This is a genomic window from Algibacter sp. YIN40 (genome assembly GCF_057219435.1).
In genome coordinates this window covers 1,148,359-1,166,091 of the sequence record NZ_JBXVVC010000001.1, presented here as the reverse complement: position 1 = coordinate 1,166,091, position 17,733 = coordinate 1,148,359, and the positions used below count along the sequence as shown (strand labels likewise).

General features: G+C 34.3%; 17 protein-coding genes. 13 read left to right on the top strand and 4 right to left on the bottom strand.

Translation table 11 applies throughout. From position 1 onward, the window contains the following. Positions 1-68: 68 nt before the first annotated feature. Entirely contained in the window at positions 69-566 is a 498-nt protein-coding gene (locus AC2D6V_RS05440) for an alpha-ketoglutarate decarboxylase (RefSeq protein ID WP_484647036.1), read from the top strand. 2 nt (positions 567-568) lie between these two features. Here AC2D6V_RS05440 and AC2D6V_RS05435 read toward each other — a convergent pair whose 3' ends face one another. Continuing rightward, on the bottom strand, positions 569-1,000 hold the full coding sequence (locus AC2D6V_RS05435; protein WP_484647035.1) for an RrF2 family transcriptional regulator: 432 nt from the start codon (positions 998-1,000) through the stop codon (positions 569-571). Between the two features lie 117 nt (positions 1,001-1,117). Here AC2D6V_RS05435 and AC2D6V_RS05430 point away from each other — a divergent pair, with 117 nt between their 5' ends. From AC2D6V_RS05430 to AC2D6V_RS05395, 8 genes are all read left to right on the top strand, one after another. Continuing rightward, positions 1,118-1,618 (top strand): c-type cytochrome, encoded by a 501-nt coding sequence (locus AC2D6V_RS05430; RefSeq protein WP_484647034.1) that lies wholly within the window; start codon positions 1,118-1,120, stop codon positions 1,616-1,618. Between the two features lie 6 nt (positions 1,619-1,624). Further along, positions 1,625-2,194, top strand: a complete 570-nt coding sequence (locus tag AC2D6V_RS05425) for a fasciclin domain-containing protein (protein ID WP_484647033.1) — start codon at positions 1,625-1,627, stop codon at positions 2,192-2,194. Between the two features lie 25 nt (positions 2,195-2,219). Further along, positions 2,220-4,184 (top strand): Sec-dependent nitrous-oxide reductase, encoded by a 1,965-nt coding sequence (gene nosZ, locus AC2D6V_RS05420; protein ID WP_139001021.1) that lies wholly within the window; start codon positions 2,220-2,222, stop codon positions 4,182-4,184. 116 nt (positions 4,185-4,300) lie between these two features. Beyond that, entirely contained in the window at positions 4,301-4,900 is a 600-nt protein-coding gene (locus AC2D6V_RS05415; RefSeq protein WP_139001022.1) for a hypothetical protein, read from the top strand. Between the two features lie 140 nt (positions 4,901-5,040). Then, entirely contained in the window at positions 5,041-5,367 is a 327-nt protein-coding gene (locus AC2D6V_RS05410; protein ID WP_484647032.1) for a nitrous oxide reductase accessory protein NosL, read from the top strand. Between the two features lie 4 nt (positions 5,368-5,371). Next, positions 5,372-6,607, top strand: coding sequence for a nitrous oxide reductase family maturation protein NosD (locus AC2D6V_RS05405; RefSeq protein ID WP_484647031.1), 1,236 nt, complete (start codon positions 5,372-5,374; stop codon positions 6,605-6,607). Beyond that, a complete protein-coding gene (locus tag AC2D6V_RS05400; protein WP_484647029.1) occupies positions 6,601-7,308 on the top strand; it encodes an ABC transporter ATP-binding protein in 708 nt (235 codons plus the stop codon). The genes AC2D6V_RS05405 and AC2D6V_RS05400 overlap by 7 nt, the downstream gene beginning before the upstream one ends. Then, complete coding sequence (locus AC2D6V_RS05395) at positions 7,301-8,083, top strand: ABC transporter permease (protein WP_484647028.1); 783 nt, start codon at positions 7,301-7,303, stop codon at positions 8,081-8,083. Before AC2D6V_RS05400 ends, AC2D6V_RS05395 begins: the two co-directional genes overlap by 8 nt. On the opposite strand, the gene AC2D6V_RS05390 is transcribed toward AC2D6V_RS05395, so the two are convergent. After that, positions 8,080-8,430 carry a hypothetical protein gene (locus tag AC2D6V_RS05390; RefSeq protein WP_484647027.1) on the bottom strand — a complete coding sequence of 117 codons (351 nt, stop codon included), beginning with the start codon at positions 8,428-8,430 and terminating at the stop codon, positions 8,080-8,082. The two genes, AC2D6V_RS05395 and AC2D6V_RS05390, sit on opposite strands and share 4 nt — an antisense overlap. Continuing rightward, positions 8,430-9,404, bottom strand: coding sequence for a polyprenyl synthetase family protein (locus tag AC2D6V_RS05385; protein ID WP_484647025.1), 975 nt, complete (start codon positions 9,402-9,404; stop codon positions 8,430-8,432). The genes AC2D6V_RS05390 and AC2D6V_RS05385 overlap by 1 nt, the downstream gene beginning before the upstream one ends. Positions 9,405-9,529: 125 nt before the next feature. Between AC2D6V_RS05385 and AC2D6V_RS05380 the strand changes: the two genes are divergently transcribed. The 4 genes from AC2D6V_RS05380 (at position 9,530) to AC2D6V_RS05365 (ending at position 16,287) form a co-directional block, all read left to right on the top strand. After that, positions 9,530-10,138 (top strand): TetR/AcrR family transcriptional regulator, encoded by a 609-nt coding sequence (locus AC2D6V_RS05380; protein WP_484647024.1) that lies wholly within the window; start codon positions 9,530-9,532, stop codon positions 10,136-10,138. Positions 10,139-10,143: 5 nt separating this feature from the next. Beyond that, complete coding sequence (locus AC2D6V_RS05375) at positions 10,144-11,481, top strand: TolC family protein (protein WP_484647023.1); 1,338 nt, start codon at positions 10,144-10,146, stop codon at positions 11,479-11,481. 14 nt (positions 11,482-11,495) lie between these two features. Continuing rightward, positions 11,496-12,671 carry an efflux RND transporter periplasmic adaptor subunit gene (locus AC2D6V_RS05370; RefSeq protein ID WP_484647022.1) on the top strand — a complete coding sequence of 392 codons (1,176 nt, stop codon included), beginning with the start codon at positions 11,496-11,498 and terminating at the stop codon, positions 12,669-12,671. A gap of 91 nt (positions 12,672-12,762) precedes the next feature. Next, positions 12,763-16,287 carry an efflux RND transporter permease subunit gene (locus AC2D6V_RS05365; protein ID WP_484647021.1) on the top strand — a complete coding sequence of 1,175 codons (3,525 nt, stop codon included), beginning with the start codon at positions 12,763-12,765 and terminating at the stop codon, positions 16,285-16,287. A 125-nt stretch (positions 16,288-16,412) separates the two neighbouring features. Here the strand turns inward: AC2D6V_RS05365 and AC2D6V_RS05360 are convergent, their stop codons facing one another. Then, a complete protein-coding gene (locus tag AC2D6V_RS05360) occupies positions 16,413-17,729 on the bottom strand; it encodes a RagB/SusD family nutrient uptake outer membrane protein (protein ID WP_484647020.1) in 1,317 nt (438 codons plus the stop codon). Between the last annotated feature and the right edge of the window lie 4 nt (positions 17,730-17,733).

The following is a 17,733-nucleotide window of genomic DNA, read 5'->3' as shown; positions in this document are numbered from 1 at the left end:
GTTTGTTGTTAAATTTTTACAGATTCTTAGTTTTAATGAAGTTTTTTAACCTGATTTTTAGCAGAACTATGTGCTTTATTAGCATTTGTGTTTTCCCTTTAAATTTAGTAAAGGCACAGGAAGTTAAAAGTGAATTTTGGAGTCATGTGCGCTATGGAGGTAGTATAGGGCTTAATTTTGGTGATGGTTTTTTTAGTGGAACTCTAGCCCCAAGTGCAATTTATGAATTTGATGATGTATTTGCACTAGGCGTCGGATTAAACGGCACCATAAACAATCAAAAACGAGTTTATAAATCTACAATTCTAGGGGGTAGTCTTCTTGGACTAGTTAATGCTATTCCTGAAATTCAACTTTCGGCAGAGTTCGAAGAACTTAATGTTAATAGACGATACGATTTAAACCTAAATCTACCAAATGATAATTATTGGGTGCCGGCATTTTTTTTAGGAGCTGGATATAGAAGTGGCAATGTTACTTTTGGAATTAGATATGATGTTCTTTATGATAGAGATAAAAGCATTTATATTGACCCTTGGCTGCCTTTTGTTCGATTTTATTTTTAACCTTAAAGTGGTAAAAAGGAATTTCCTTTTTTCATGTCAAATACCAAATCATTAATTGTTTTTCTTTCAAAGTTTTTTAAAATTTCCTTCCTAGAAGCGCTTAATATTTTGTGTAACGGACAGGGTTTATCTTCGTTACATTTTTCTAGACTTAACATACAGGATGTTAGTCTCTTTTCTCCATCAATAATTTTTAAAATATTAATTATAGGTTGATTTTTATTTTCTTCACTTAAGTAAAAACCTCCTTTAGGCCCACGAGTAGAGGAAATGATATTTTCTTTTGATAACTCTTGTAATAATTTTGCGATGTAGGCTTGAGGCACGTTAATAGGTTCTGAGATATCCTTTACCGCAATTTTATTTTCTTCATTGGAGTGTAATGCTAAAAACAACACCCCTTTTATAGCGTACTTTGATGAGTTTGATACCATATTCTAAATTAATAAATCTGATACAAATATAAAAAAGACTTTTTCATCTTAAATATGATTTTTATCATATTATAATATACATCAAGATTATAGATTTGCGTCATAAAAACTATAGATATGAATCAAACACTAAAACTATTGACTATTTTATTTGCAGCACTAGTTATAAGCTGCGGTGGTAAAGAAGAAAATAAAAAAGAAGGATTCTCTTATGAAAAAAAGGAAGCTACAGAAAAAGTCACAAAAAAAGCTGAAACTATATCAGCTTCAAAAAGAGTAGACTTATCTAATAAAGGAATTGGTCCTATCTCTTCATTAAATTTACCCGCTGAAATTGACCAAACTATGGCTGCACATGGTGCAGATGTTTATAAAAAAATGTGTACCGCATGCCACAGAACAGATAAAAAATTTATTGGACCAGCACCAACGGGAATTTTAGAGCGTAGAACACCTGAATGGATTATGAATATAATTTTAAATCCTGAGGAAATGACTCAAAAAGATCCACTTGCAAAAGAACTACTTATAGAATTTAATGGCTCACCAATGGCGAATCAAAACTTATCTGAAGAAGATGCTAGAGCTATATTAGAATATTTTCGAACACTAAACTAATTATATATGAAAACTATTAAACAACTATTTATTGTTTTTGCATTAATAGCATTGGTCTATTCTTGCAAAAATGAAAACAAAGAAACGGCAACGCCCTCTATAGATACTGAAATATCTAAAGAGCAAACGGGACAAGCATTTATAAAAGATGATGGATCAACACCAAATTGTTTGCAAATAGCAATAGATTCTCCAGATCACAAAACACTAGTGGCAGCAGTACAAGCAGCCGAAGTAGAAAACGCTTTGGTAAATGTAGGACCTCTTACTGTTTTTGCTCCAACAGATGCCGCTTTTACTGCTCTTCCCGAGGGCACAGTAGAAAATTTAGTAAAGCCCGAAAACAAGGCCGCATTAGCAAATATCTTAAAGTACCACGTAACACCAGGTAATTTAAATGAATCGATCCTAAAAAAACTTCCAAAATTAGGTCAAGCTAATAATCAATATATACAAATTGAAGTCGTAGATGGCAAGCCTGTTATTGGAGGTGCTAATATTATAGCCAGTGTAAAAGCAGGTAATGGGATAGTGCACGTTATCGATAAAGTGTTACTACCACCAACAAAGGAGTAAAATCACTAATCAAATGAAAATAACAATGAAGAATTTATTAAAACTAATCATTGCAACACTAGTTGTTCTTGTAGCATTTACGAGTTGTAATAATTCAAATAGTTCAACTTCTGGGGCATTATCAAGTAATGTAGCAGAGAGAGTTTATGTACCACCTGGACAGCATGATTCACATTATGCCTTTATTTCTGGAGGTTACAGTGGGAATGTTACCGTTTATGGTTTACCTTCTGGAAGAATGTTCAAGGAAATACCTGTATTTTCTCAATTTCCAACATCAGGTTACGGATATTCTGAAGAAACCAAACCGTTATTGAATACGTCTTACGGATTTATTCCTTGGGATGATGCTCACCACCCAGATATTTCTCAAACTAATGGAGAAATAGATGGTCGATATATTTTTGTAAATGGTAATAATACACCACGTATTGCAAAAATAGACCTACTCACATTTGAGACCACTGAAATTATCGAAATTCCAAATAGCGCCGGTAACCATAGTTCTTCTTATGTAACAGATAATACAGAGTATGTCGTTGCGGGAACACGATTTGCGGTTCCAGTACCTCAAAAAGATATGGCCATAAAAGATTACAAAGGTAATTTTAAAGGTACTTTATCTTTTATCAAAGTAGATTCAGAAGATGGTGGCATGGAAATTAAATTTCAAATTTTAATGCCAGGTTTCGATTATGACAAAGCGCATCCAGGACGTGGTAAGTCTCATGGCTGGTTCTTCTTCACAACCTATAATACGGAAGAGGCGAGCACGCTTCTAGAAGTTAACGCATCTCAAAATGACAAGGATTTTGTAGCTGCTGTGAACTGGAAAATGATTGAAGAATATGTAAATAATGGTGGTGGAAAAATGATGCCAACTAATTATGCACATAATGTCTATGATGAAAGCACGCATACGGCAACATCTACAATGAAAAAAGAAGTTCGTGTGATTGATCCTTCAGAAGTGCCAGGCGCATTGTATTTTTTACCTATGCCAAAATCTCCTCATGGTTGCGATGTTGATCCAACAGGAGAATATATCGTAGGTAGTGGTAAATTATCAGCTAATGTAACTGTACATTCGTTTACTAAAATGCTAGATGCCATCAAAAATGAGAAGTTCTCAGGTGATGCTTATGGTATTCCAATTTTGAATTTTGAAGACGTACTTGCAGGAGCTGTTGAGCAACCTGGATTAGGACCTTTGCATACAGAATTTGATGATAGAGGGAATGCATATACTACCTTCTTTATATCATCAGAAGTCGTAAAATGGAAGTTAGGTACATGGGAAGTATTAGATAGACAACCAACATTCTATTCTGTTGGGCACTTGACTATCGCAGGTGGAAATTCGAGAAAACCAGACGGAAAATATATGTTTGCGATGAACAAAATCACGAAAGACCGTTATTTGCCAACAGGTCCAGAGTTAGAGCATAGTGCTCAATTGTATGATATTTCCGGAGATAAAATGGAATTGCTTTTAGATTTCCCAACGCATGGAGAACCACATTATGCAGCAGCAATGCGAGCAGATATCATTAAAGAACGATCTAAAAAGATCTATAAGCTTGAAGAGAATAACCATGCATATGTAGCCAAAACCGATGATGACGTAAAAGTTGTTAGAAATGGTAATGAAGTTCATATATCCATGACAACAATAAGAAGTCACTTTTCTCCAGATAACATAGAAGGTATTAGAGTCGGCGACAAGGTTTATTTTCATGTCACCAATCTAGAGCAAGATTTTGATGTTCCACATGGTTTCGCAATTATAGGACAAAACACTTCGGAACTTTTAATTATGCCTGGACAGACCAAAACCTCTGTTTGGGAACCTAAACAGGTAGGTGTCTGGCCATTTTACTGTACGGATTTCTGTTCAGCACTGCACCAAGAAATGCAAGGCTATGTAAGGGTATCTGCCGCTAATGCAAATACACCACTTAAATGGTCGTTAGGTGAGGATATTGAGTAACTATAATTAGGAAGATTTTGTTTTAGTGTTTATTTTCCTGATAAAAAGGCGAGGGCAATCTTTTCCGCTCTCGCCTTTCATTTACAAACACTGAAAATTCTCAAAAAAATTTTAAGATGAAAAGATCAAACATCATTATGTTAATTGCGGCGTTATTGCCTTTAGGACTGTTCTTATTTCCTTTATGGAGAATCACTCTTGAAGCACCACAATATCCAATTCCATTGGCAATGAACATTCATATCAATGATTTTTCAGATGTGCATCCACATGATATCAAGAACATAAATCTGATGAATCACTATGTTGGGATGAAGTATATTCCTGATGCAATTCCGGAGTTCAAGATATTCCCAGTTGGAATCATCATAACAACAATCATCGGCTTGATAATCGCCTTTAAGGGTAGCTATAAATGGTTTTTGTATTGGTTCATTCTCATGATTATATTAAGTTCAGCTGGACTCTATGATTTTTATATATGGGAACATGATTACGGTCATGACCTGGATCCGAAAGCCATTATGAAATTCACTAATCCGGATGGAACGGTCATGGGTTTTCAACCGCCATTATTTGGTAGCAAGGACATCCTGAATTTTACGGCACATTCATACCCAAGACTAGGCGCATTTTTCTTGGCGCTTGGCATTGGTGGATCATTATTAGCTTATTTTGCAGGAAACAAAATTCATAAAAAGACTTTATCTATGTAGATTATACAGATTACCAAAACACTAAAATCATGAAAACACTAAAACTAGTATCAATCTTCGCATTGCTTCTTGCACTATGCAGTTGTAATGTGTCTCCTCAAGCTATAGATTATGGCAATGATGCCTGTCATTTTTGTTCGATGACCATTGTGGACAAGGTCCATGCAGCCGAAATAGTCACAAAAAAAGGAAAGGTATACAAATTCGATGCTACCGAATGTATGGTCAATTTCCTTAAGGATTTTGATGCTACTGAAGTCGGACTTTATTTATCCAATAACTACACAGAACCTGAATCCTTGATCGATGCAACGAATGCGACATTCTTGATAAGTGAGAATGTCCCAAGTCCGATGGGAGCCTTTCTATCTGCATTCAAGAACAAATCCGATGCCGAAAAAGTACAATCGGAAAAAGGAGGGGCCTTATATAATTGGGAGGAATTACTTGGGCATTTCAATCAATAATAGTATGAAACACATACTAGCTTTCTTGTTAATATTCTTCACGACATCAATTGGCTTTGCACAGCTTATTGAAGTTTGCGAGACCTGTCCTATTTCAAAAATAAAACAGGCTATCGCACAAGCAAGCAACAATGATACCATCGTTGTTGCAAAAGGTAATTACAAAGAATATGATATCATTGTTGATAAACCATTGACTATCCTAGGTAAGGATTATCCTGTAATTGATGGCGAATTAAAAGGTGAGATCATCACAATAACATCGGATAATGTTACTATCGATGGATTATTTATAATAAATGTTGGGATGAGTTATACCGAAGATTTTGCAGCCATACGAGTTAAAAAGAGTAAGAATTTCGTCATTCAGAATGTGGTGTTAGAGAAACTCTTTTTTGGTATCTATCTGGAAAAATCTAGCTATGGCAAGGTATTTCATAATAAAATCATAGGTGATGCAGTTCAAGAATATAGTTCTGGAAACGGCATCCAACTATGGCATAGTAATCATATAGGCATCGAGCAGAACCATGTGCAAAACGTTCGTGATGGGATTTATTTGGAATTCTCTGACGATTGTATCATTAAAAATAATTTTAGTGCCGAGAATCTTCGATATGGCTTGCACTTCATGTTTTCGAATGACGATATCTATCAAGACAATACTTTCGAGAACAATGGGGCAGGTGTGGCTGTGATGTTCTCCAAGAACATAAAGATGTATAACAATATATTCAAGGAAAATTGGGGTACAGCATCATATGGTTTACTTTTAAAAGAAATAAACGATGCTGAAATCATAGGCAACACATTTGAAGAAAACACAATTGGAATAAACACGGAAGGATCGAATAGGGTTGTATATAAAAACAATGATTTTATAGGTAATGGCTGGGCCATTAAAGTTCGGGGTGCCTGCTATGCCAATCAATTTATCGAGAACAATTTTTTATACAATTCCTTCGACATTGCTTATAATAGCAAAGTAAATGACAATGTTTTCAATAATAATTATTGGAGTAACTATACCGGTTACGATTTAGACAAGGATGGCATAGGAGATGTGCCTTATAGACCTGTGAAGTTATTTTCTTATATCGTTAACCGAACTCCAGAAACCATTATATTGCTGCGAAGTTTGTTCATAGATATTATAGATTTCTCTGAAAAAGTATCACCTGTATTTACGCCCGATAACCTGTTGGACAATAATCCATTAACAAGAAGAAACACATGGTAAGCATTAAAGGTCTTCACAAAAAATTCGGCAAGAACCAGGTACTTAACGGTGTTGACTTGAGCATTGGAGACGGTGGTATATTCGCGGTTTTAGGTCCGAATGGGTCTGGAAAGACCACACTTATCAAGGCGATTTTAGGAATGGTAGTCCCGAATAAAGGCGAAATCAAGGTTCATGGAGAGGATATTCGGAAAAATACTGACTATAGGTACAAGATCGATTATTTACCACAAATAGCGAATTTCCCGAATAATCTTAAAGTGAAAGAGCTCATTAGGATGATTAAGGACTTACGCGGTAAAGCTGCCCATGACGAGCGATTGATTGAAGTGTTCAAGCTTCAACCATTCTTAAATCAGAAATTAGGAAACCTGTCTGGAGGTACGAGGCAAAAAGTGAATATTTTACTGACCTTCATGTTTGACAGTCCACTGATTATCCTTGATGAACCAACTACTGGATTGGATCCTATTTCACTCATTCGATTAAAAGACCTGATCCAAGCAGAAAAAGCCAAGGGAAAAACGATTCTCATCACCTCGCACATTATGAGTTTTGTTGAAGAGGTCTCCGACGAAATCGTATTCTTGTTAGAAGGGGAAATTTACTTCAAAGGACCGATTCAAGAATTGAAAACAAAGACCAATCAGCCTGATTTCGAACATGCCATTGCATCAATATTAACGGATAACCATGCTTAAGATATTAAAATATAGCTTTTATGATTTGATGCGTAGCCGTTGGAGTTATGTGTATTTTGCATTTTACTTGTTACTAGGTATTTTACTCCTGTTCTTGAACAACGACTTATCTAAAGCCGTCATCACATTAATGAATGTCATTATCGTTCTCGTGCCTTTAATAGGTACTATTTTTGGTGTGATGTACTACTATAATTCTAAAGAATTCACAGAAGTGTTATTAGCACAGCCATTAAAACGTTCATCTATATTTTTAGGACAATATTTAGGCGTTGCTTTATCACTTTCTGTGAGTTTAATCTTAGGTCTAGGTATTCCATTTGTGTTTTATGGTTTATTTAAAAGTAATGCTATTTGGGATTTTTCATTACTGTTAATCACAGGGACATTTTTAACATTAATATTCACTGCATTAGCTTTTAACATCGCTTTATCAAACGAAAATAAAATTAAAGGTTTTGGTTACGCCATTTTATTATGGCTGTTTTTAGCCATTATTTACGACGGACTCTTTTTAATGACGTTAATTATGTTTGAAGACTATCCGTTAGATAAATTATCCTTAGTTGGTACAATGCTTAATCCTATAGATTTATCAAGAACTCTCATTTTATTGAAATTAGACATTTCAGCATTATTAGGCTATACAGGAGCTATATTTAAACAATTCTTCGGCACAAATTTTGGCCTTATAGTATCTTTTACAACCTTAATAGTTTGGGTAATTCTACCTGTATTAAGAATTGTTTTTAAATCGAAAAAGAAAGATTTTTAAGAATATTTATTTCTAAACCACACTTTTTGCCACTCACGTTTTAGGATTAAAAATGTTACGGCTTCTGATAACTTAACAACATCTTCTCCATCCAAAGCCTTAACCTGACTTTCGGAAACATCAATAATATAAAGAAGATTCAAATATTCTGTAAACTTTTCTTGGATGAGTTTATAAACCGTCTCATGAAGTAGAAGCTTTAAGCTAGTGGGTAAAATATCTTCATGAAATTCTAAATCTACATTTGCTAAAAGCAAATCTTTATTTAGTTGAATAACTAATTTTCTATATAAATCTAACCTATTGGCTTCGACAATTAAGCTTTCAAAAGTTTTTGGTAATTGCATTAAACCGTTCTATTGATTAAACTGTTACCAAATTTTTTCAGTAGTTCTTTTTTGTCTTCAGAAATACTTAAAGAATCTAAAACTGAAAATGCCTTGTCTGTATAGTTCTTAATAGCTTTTTTTGTTTCTTCAGCTGAACCACTTGAAATAAAAAACTGTTTTGCCACTTCAATTTTAGTTTCTATGTCCTCCGGGGCAGAATTAAACAAGTGACTCAATTCAATCATATCTCCATCATTTGAAAACTCTAAAGCTTTTAAATACAAATAGGTTTTTTTATTTTCAATAATATCTCCTCCAACCTGTTTTCCAAACGTTTTTGGATCTCCGAAAGCATCCAAATAATCATCTTGCAATTGGAAAGCAATTCCTAAATTTTTGCCAAATTGGTAAATATTATTTTGATCATCTTCAGAAGTATTCGCTACAATAGCACCCATTTTCATAGCTGCGCCAACTAAAACGGCCGTTTTAAATTCAATCATTTTCAAGTATTCTGGGATAGTAACATCTTGTCGCGTTTCAAAATCCACATCATACTGTTGTCCTTCACAAACTTCCAGAGCTGTTTTACTAAATAATTTTGCTAATGCTTGAAAAGTGCTAGAGTCATACCTTTCAAAAAGTTGGTACGCCATAATTAGCATAGCATCTCCAGAAAGAATTCCAGTATTCACATCCCATTTTTCATGGACCGTTTGTTTTCCTCTTCTAAGAGGCGCATCGTCCATAATATCGTCATGAACCAACGAAAAATTGTGAAACACTTCGATACTCAAAGCGGCATCCATAGCTTTTTTATAATCACAATTAAAAATTTCTGCCGTCATTAATGTTAAAACAGGTCGTAATCGCTTTCCACCTAGACTTAATATATATTGAATCGGGTTGTAAAGATTATAAGGCTCTTGTGAAACAGAATAGTCTTCCAAATAAGCAACAAACTCTTTTTGATATTTTTCTATTGTAAGCATAAAACAAAAATAAATTAATTCAGAACAATTCGACGCCTTAAAGTACAGGATATGTTAAATAAATATTAAAACTTTGGAAACTTTTTAGGTTTTTAAAGTTTCCTATTATATTTTTGCACAATATTATGAGAAATAAAATTTTAATAGGCGCAACAGATTTGTTTTTAAACTATGGGTTTAAAAGCGTGACGATGGACGATATTGCTAGTGTTTTAGGCGTATCAAAAAAAACCATTTACCAACACTTTGACAATAAAACAAAATTGGTAGAGGCAACAACTCTTAGCTTATTTGAATCTATTTCTCATGGAATAGACTGTATTTGTGCTTTAGAAAAAAACCCAATTGAAGAAATTTACAGTATTAAACAATTTGTGATGGAGCATTTAAAAGACGAAAAATCTTCTCCTCAATATCAATTACAAAAATATTATCCTCAAATATTCAGCACCTTAAAAAACAAACAGTTTCAAGTCATGCAAACTTGTGTAACTGATAATCTAAAACGTGGTATTCAACTCGGATTGTATAGGGACACAATAAGCGTAGAATTCATAGCTAGAATTTATTTCAATGGCATGTTAGCAATAAAGGATAAAGATTTATTTCCACTCAAGCAGTTTTCAATGAATATGCTAATGAGTAATTATTTAGAATATCACTTACGCGGAATCTGCACCCCAAAAGGCCTAGAAACACTTAACAAATTTATAATCAATCATAAACAATCATAAACAAAATGAAAAAGTATCTAATTATAATATTTGGCTTACTTCAAGCTTTTATAATGCATTCGCAAGAAGACATAAAAAGTTTCTCTTTGGACGAAGCTATCAATTATGCTTTAGAAAATAATAGAACAGCAAAAAATGCTTCTCGAGATATCGATGCTGCCAAAAAACAGAAATGGGAAACCATAGCAGCTGGACTGCCACAGCTTGACGGCTCGATAGCATATCAAGATTTCCTTAAGCAACAAGTACAGGTTGTTCCAAGTGATTTTGGAGACCCCAATGCAGATTTGATTCCGGTAATATTTGGCGCAAGGAAAAATATAAATGCCTCAGCGACGCTATCGCAATTAATCTTTGATGGCTCTTACATTGTTGGGTTGCAATCTGCCAAAGTGTTTTTAGAAATTTCAAAAAATGCTAAAACTAAAACTGATTTAGAGGTAAGAAAAGCGGTAATTAATGCTTACGGAAATGTTATCCTTGCTGAAGAAAGCGTTGATATACTGGAAAAAAATAAGGTTACGCTTCAAAAAAATCTTAATGAAATTACTAAAATTTTTGAAAACGGTTTAGAAGAAGAAGAAAGTGTTGAACAATTACAAATAACGCTTTCTGGTATTAAAAGTAATTTGAATAATGCAATTAGGTTGAAGAATGTAGCATATCAAATGTTTAACTTTACAGTAGGGCTAGATATAAATAGTAAAGTTCAGCTCTCAGATACTTTAAACGAGCTTGCTCTTAAAAATATAGATTTAGGCATTTTAAATCAAGACATTTCTGTCGAAAACACTATCGATTTTCAAATAGCTGAAAATGACAAAAAATCTAAAGAATTACTAGTAAAACTAGAACAAAGTAGAGCTTTGCCTTCTTTAAGTTCTTTTTTAACGGGTGGTTATACTTCATTCAGTAATTCATTCGACTTTTTGAATAAAGACAAAGAATACTTTGGTTATGCTGTTTTTGGAGTTAATATGAAAATACCAATTTTTGGTTCAGGTTTAAAAGTAGCTAGAACGCAACGCGCTAAAATTAATTTAGAAAAATCTAAAGACGATTTAACTGAAACTGAGCAACGTATAAAACTTGAAATTGCAGCAGCAAAAAGCGACTACCAATTTGCTATTGAAGACTATTCTAATAAAAAAGAAAATCTAGGCTTAGCAGAACGTATTGAACAAAAAAATCAAACTAAGTTTTTTGAAGGCATTGCAAGTAGCTTTGATTTACGACAAGCACAAACACAATTATATAGTTCGCAGCAAGAATATCTGCAAGCCATGCTAGATGTTATTAACAAAAAAACTGAGTTAGAAACTGTATTAAACACTATAAATTAAAAATCAATCAGAAAATGAAAAATATATATTCCTTACTAATTGTAACTGTTTTATTAACAGCCTGCGGAGGCGGCAATAAAAAATCTGTAGAAGATATTATTGCTACACAGAACCTTGAACAAATAAGAGCAAAGAAAGCATCTCTAGACGAGCAGCAGCAGGTCATAATTGCAGAACTCAAACAATTAGAATCTGAAATAAAAAAATTAGACCCACAACAAAAAATTCCTCTTATCACAACTTTTAAAACTGAAGAAAGCGTTTTTAATCACTTTGTAGAACTTCAGGGTAATGTTACAACAAAACAAAATGTTGTTATAAATGCTGAGTATGGAGGCCTCTTAAAGCAAATATATGTTAAGGAAGGACAGCAAGTAAGTAAAGGACAAAAACTTGCTGCAATCGATGATGGTGGCTTAGGTCAACAATTGGCGCAGTTAAAAATTCAATCAGAATTAGCCAAAACTACATTTGAGCGTCAAGAACGCTTATGGAATCAGAAAATTGGTAGCGAAATCCAATACTTGCAAACAAAAGCTAACTATGAAGCTCAGTTGCAAGCAACAAATCAATTAACTCAGCAACTGGCAAAAACAGTTGTTCGAGCACCCTTTTCAGGGACTATTGACGATATCATAACAGATCAAGGAAGTGTCGTTGCTCCAGGACAATCAGCCCTTTTCAGAATTGTAAACTTAAAGGACATGTATATTGAGACAGATGTGCCAGAAAGCTATATCTCTTCAATTAAAGAAGGAAAAACAGTGGATGTCGAGTTTTCTATGCTTGGAAAAACTATTACTACAACAGTGCGTCAAGTAGGGGATTTTATTAATCCTGCAAATAGAACATTTAAAATACAAGTTCCTATTCCGAATAAAAATGAGTCGATAAAACCAAACCTTACAGCTAAGCTTAAAATTAACGACTACACGAGTGATAAAGCTATTTTAATCCCCCAAAGCATTATTTCGGAAAATGCCGAAGGGGAACAGTATGTCTATGCTGTTACAGATAATAATAATAATAATAATGTAGCAAAAGCAAAACGTGTTATAATTGAAACTGGTAAAACCCAAGGAGATTATATTGAAGTCCTTTCTGGTCTAGTAAACGGTAATGAAATTATTCAAGAAGGAGCTCGTAGCGTAAAAGATGGTCAGGATGTTAAAATCATTGAAGCTAACTAGTCTTGTCATTCCTGTGCAGACAGGAATCTATTAATCAAAATATAAAAAGTGGATTCCTGCTTTCTAAGGAATGACAAAAAAACAATCAATCATGACAAAAGATAAAAAGAAGAAAAAAGTAGATAAAGAGTTTGGGTTATCATCATGGGCAATCAACAATAAAACAACCATGTATGTTTTAATCGCTCTTATCCTTTTCTTAGGTGCTGGAGCATATTTCAGTATGGCTAGAGAAAACTTCCCAGAAATTAAAGAAACTAAAATTTATATAAGTTCGGTATACCCTGGAAACACAGCTGAGGATATTGAAAAACTCATTACAGATCCCATTGAGGATAAACTAAAAACAGTAAGTAATGTCGTTGAGATAACTTCAACTTCCCAAGAAGATTATTCAATTATTGTTGTTGAATTTGATGAGGATATAACGGTCGAAGCTGCAAAGCAAAAGGTGAAAGATGAGGTTGATTCTGAAACTTCTGGCGAAGATTGGCCAACATTTAATGGCGCCAAAGTGGATCCCACAATTTTCGACTTAAGTATGTCTGAAGAAATTCCAATACTCAATATTAATATTTCTGGAGACTACCCGGTAGATAAGTTAAAAGAATTTGGCGAATATTTAGAAGATGAAATAGAAAGCCTTCAAGAAATAAAGCAAGTAGATATTAGAGGTGCTCAAGATAAAGAAGTAGAAGTAGCCGTAGATATCTACAAAATGATGGCGGCTAAGGTAAGTTTTAATGATATTATTAATGCCATTAGCAATGAAAACATCACCATGTCTGCTGGAAACTTAATCTCTAGTGGGCAACGTCGTACTATTAGAATTATTGGAGAAATTGAGGACCCCAAAGAACTTGAAACTTTTGTTGTTAAGGCTGAAAATGGAAATGCCATTTATTTAAATGATATAGCTAAAGTGTCTTTTAAAGACGAAGATAAGACCACCTATGCTAGAGAATTTGGTGAGCCAGTAGTTATGCTGGATGTTAAAAAACGATCTGGTAAAAACATGGTAGCCGCAGCCGAACAAATTAAAATTATTGTTGATAACGCAATCGAAAACGTTTTTCCTAAAGATTTAAAAGTTACTATTTCTAACGACCAATCTTCAAAAACCATTGGTCAGGTGGATGATTTAGTGAACAATATCATCTTCGGTATTATTCTCGTTGTTACCGTATTAATGTTCTTTTTAGGGTTCAAAAATGCTTTATTTGTTGGATTCGCCATTCCTATGTCAATGTTTATGTCTTTAATGATTTTAAACGCACTTGGCTATACCATGAATACCATGATACTATTTGGACTCATCATGGGTCTGGGTATGTTAGTTGATAACGGGATTGTGGTTGTTGAGAATGTTTACCGCCTTATGGAAGACGAAGGTATGACTAGGATTCAAGCAGCTAAAAAAGGAATTGGAGAAATCGCATTCCCCATTATAATTTCTACTGCTACAACAGTTGCCGCTTTTATTCCCTTAGGTTTATGGCCAGGGTTAATGGGTCAATTCATGATTTATTTTCCAGTCACATTATCAGTCGTTTTAGGTTCATCCCTTTTTGTTGCAATTTTCTTTAATTCGGTGATGGTGTCTCAGTTTATGACCACAGAAGATAAGGACATGCCACTTCATAGTATTATTAAAATTACGGCAATTGTAGCATCCATTGGATTACTAATTGCAATTTTTGGTGGCGCCTATAGAGGCCTAGGCACCTTAATGATAGTTGTTGCAATCATGCTATGGGTTTATCGATTATTCTTAAGAGGATGGGCAAATGGTTTTCAAAACAAAATTTTACCACGCTGGGAGCGTTTTTATGAAAGAATGCTACGTACAGCTTTAAAAGGAAGAAGACCAGTTTTAATTACTGTTGGTACTTTCTTATTGTTAATTATTGCCTTCATCGGTTTTGGGGCTTCCGTAGAAAACAAGCGTACAAAGGTTGAGTTTTTTCCTGATAATACGCCAAATCAAATTATTGTTTACATCGAGTATCCTGAAGGAACCGATATAAAAAAGACCAATACCATAACTAAAGAAATTGAACAACGTGTTTATGGTATTATTAATGATGCATCCTATATTGAAGATGGGTTTAATTTCTTGACAGAAAGTGCCGTATCACAAGTTGGTGAGGGCGCTGGAAATCCGCAAACCGATGGTGGTTCTGCTGCAGAAATGCCTCATAGAGCAAAAATTACTGCGACCATGCGAGAATATAAATTTAGAAAAGGCGCAGATAGTAATGACCTATTAAAACAAGTACAAGAAGCTTTACAAGGAATTTATCCTGGTGTTTCTATTTCCGTCGAAAAAGATGCTGTAGGTCCACCTGCAGGTTATCCAATAAATGTAGAATTAGAAGGTAAAAATTATTCTGAATTAATTGCAACCGCAGAAAAAATGCGCGATTTTATCAATTCTAAAAATATTCAAGGGATTGATGAGCTTAAAATTGATGTGAACAAATCTAAACCTTCGATGCAAGTTCTTGTCGACAGAAAAAAGGCAGGAGAACTTGGAACAAGTTCTGGACAAGTTGGGCAGCAATTGCGTAATGCCATTTTTGGAGCAAAAGCAGGTATTTATAAAGACGACGGTGAAGATTATGATATCTATGTACGCTTTAATGAAGAAAATCGATATAATACAAGTGCTATTTTCAATCAAAAAATCACATTTAGAGACATGGCTTCTGGTCAAATAAAAGAAATCCCTGTTTCTTCTGTTGCCAAGCAAAATAACAATTCGGGCTTCAGTGCGATTAAACATAAAGATGTCGAACGTGTCGTAACATTGTATTCTGCATTAGCCCCAGGTTATACTGATGCTGGTGCCATAGTTTCTGTAATAAAAAACGAAATGCAAGCCTTTGCTGAAAAACCGGATACAGTAAAAATTGATTATACTGGTCAAATTGAAGAACAAGAGAAGCAGATGGCATTTTTAATGGGTGCGTTTTTCACTGGTCTGGGTTTAATATTTTTTATTCTAATATTTCAATTTAATTCCGTTTCTAAACCAGGAATTATCATGATAGCAATCTTCTTAAGTTTAATAGGTGTATTTGGTGGTATTGTTGCCACAGGAAGTGCTTTTGTAATTATGATGACTATGATGGGAATTATATCCTTGGCAGGAATTGTGGTAAATAACGGTGTGGTACTTTTAGACTATACACAATTGCTTATTGACCGTAAAAAGGTTAAAGAGGATTTAGAAGACGATCAATATCTAAAAACATCCGATTTAGTTGAAGCTATTGTAAAAGGAGGAAAAGCACGTCTGCGTCCAGTTTTGTTAACAGCAATTACAACTATTTTAGGTTTAATTCCGTTAGCAACTGGTTTAAATATTAACTTCTTTACACTGTTTAGCGCATTTGATGCAAACATATACGTAGGAGGGGATAATGTTATTTTCTGGGGACCATTAGCTTGGACTGTTATTTACGGATTATTTATAGCAACCTTCTTAACATTAATAGTTGTTCCAATTTTATTCTTTTTAGTAACTAAATTTAAAATGTGGCTTTTTAAAAGTAGAACGGTTCCAAGAGAAGATTCGGTTGTTCTAGAGCGAATCATCATCGAGAAAAATTAAATTAAAGCCGCAGCTTAAAGCTGTATAAAAAAATCCTTTTTATTGGATTATTAAGGATTGGTTAATAGCGAAAAACCCCTCGACAAGTCGAGGGGTTTTTATTATTATAATTATCTTTAAATTTATTATCCTTCGCTTTGAGGGATTGGAAATTGACTTGGTACAGGTGATAAATCACCTGGTCTATCATGATCTTGATTTATTTCATCAAGTCTACCAAAACGTCTCATATCTATCCAACGATGACCTTCTCCGTAAAGAGAATACCGTCTTTCAAATATAATTCTATCTTCATCAACATTTCCTGCTCCAATTGGCCCTAAACCTGCTGCATCTCGAACAGCATCAATAGCTGCTTCTGCTTCACCAGGATTTGAAACCATATTCGCCTCTGCATATAATAATAGTAGTTCTTCATTTCTTATTATGCCTACAGGGTCTGTATTAGATTGATATAACCATACATCATATGCTCCAGCCATACCAGCAAGTTCTAATTGAACAGGGAAATCTGAACGAGCAACAACCTTATTTAATCTTAGATCTCCAGGCTCGAAGGATGGCGCAGAAGGGTCTTCTACAAAATCAGGATACGCTATTGCAGCACCTGTATCTCCAGAATTCAAAGAAATAAATAATGGATTTAATAAATCTGCTCCTGCTGCTGAATATCGAAAATAAGCACCCGAATTCATGTCTCCATTTATATCCATAAAAGAATCCGAAAGCGCACTTAAAACGCCAGCTGAATTCCCTTGATATGCCGCAACTCTAGCAGCAATAGCTCTATTGAATTCTGCGTAAGAAACACCTAAAGTATTAGGGCTTGGTCCTCCTCCTCCAGTCGTAAGATCTGCAAATCCTGAATCTAAAAGCCCCATTATGGTAGTTAATGCCGCATCATAGCTTTCAAAAGGCCCTAAATTATCTGGATCTGCTACATCTGTTCTTATCCCATTTTGATATACCATATTTAAAACTGACAGTAATTCATGAGCCTTAATGGTATTAGCAAATCCTCTAATTCCAGCTATTTCATTTGCTGAAAAAATTGTAATGGTACTTTCTGCTTCTAAACTTTCTAATAGAATATTACATCCCTTGACAGTAGCATACCTTGCTGTATATGGTCTATTTATAAAAAATGCACTATTACTTAACAATCCTGCAGCCAATTCTGTACCCCATCCTGGATCAGAACTTTGAAGATGCCAATATTCTCTTCCTAATACAGATAATACATCCCTTTGTGTTTCCATGTCAACTCTCATATCTGACAGTATACCAGCAACTACCTGCGGGAGTTCTGGCCTAGAAAGCCCTTCAGAAATTGAAGTCGTTTGAGGTCCATTTAAGCTTTTTCCTTCATCCAGACTACAAGAAAAAGTCATACCCATTGCAATGAGTATAGCCAATATTTTTATTTTATTTGAAATTTTCATATTA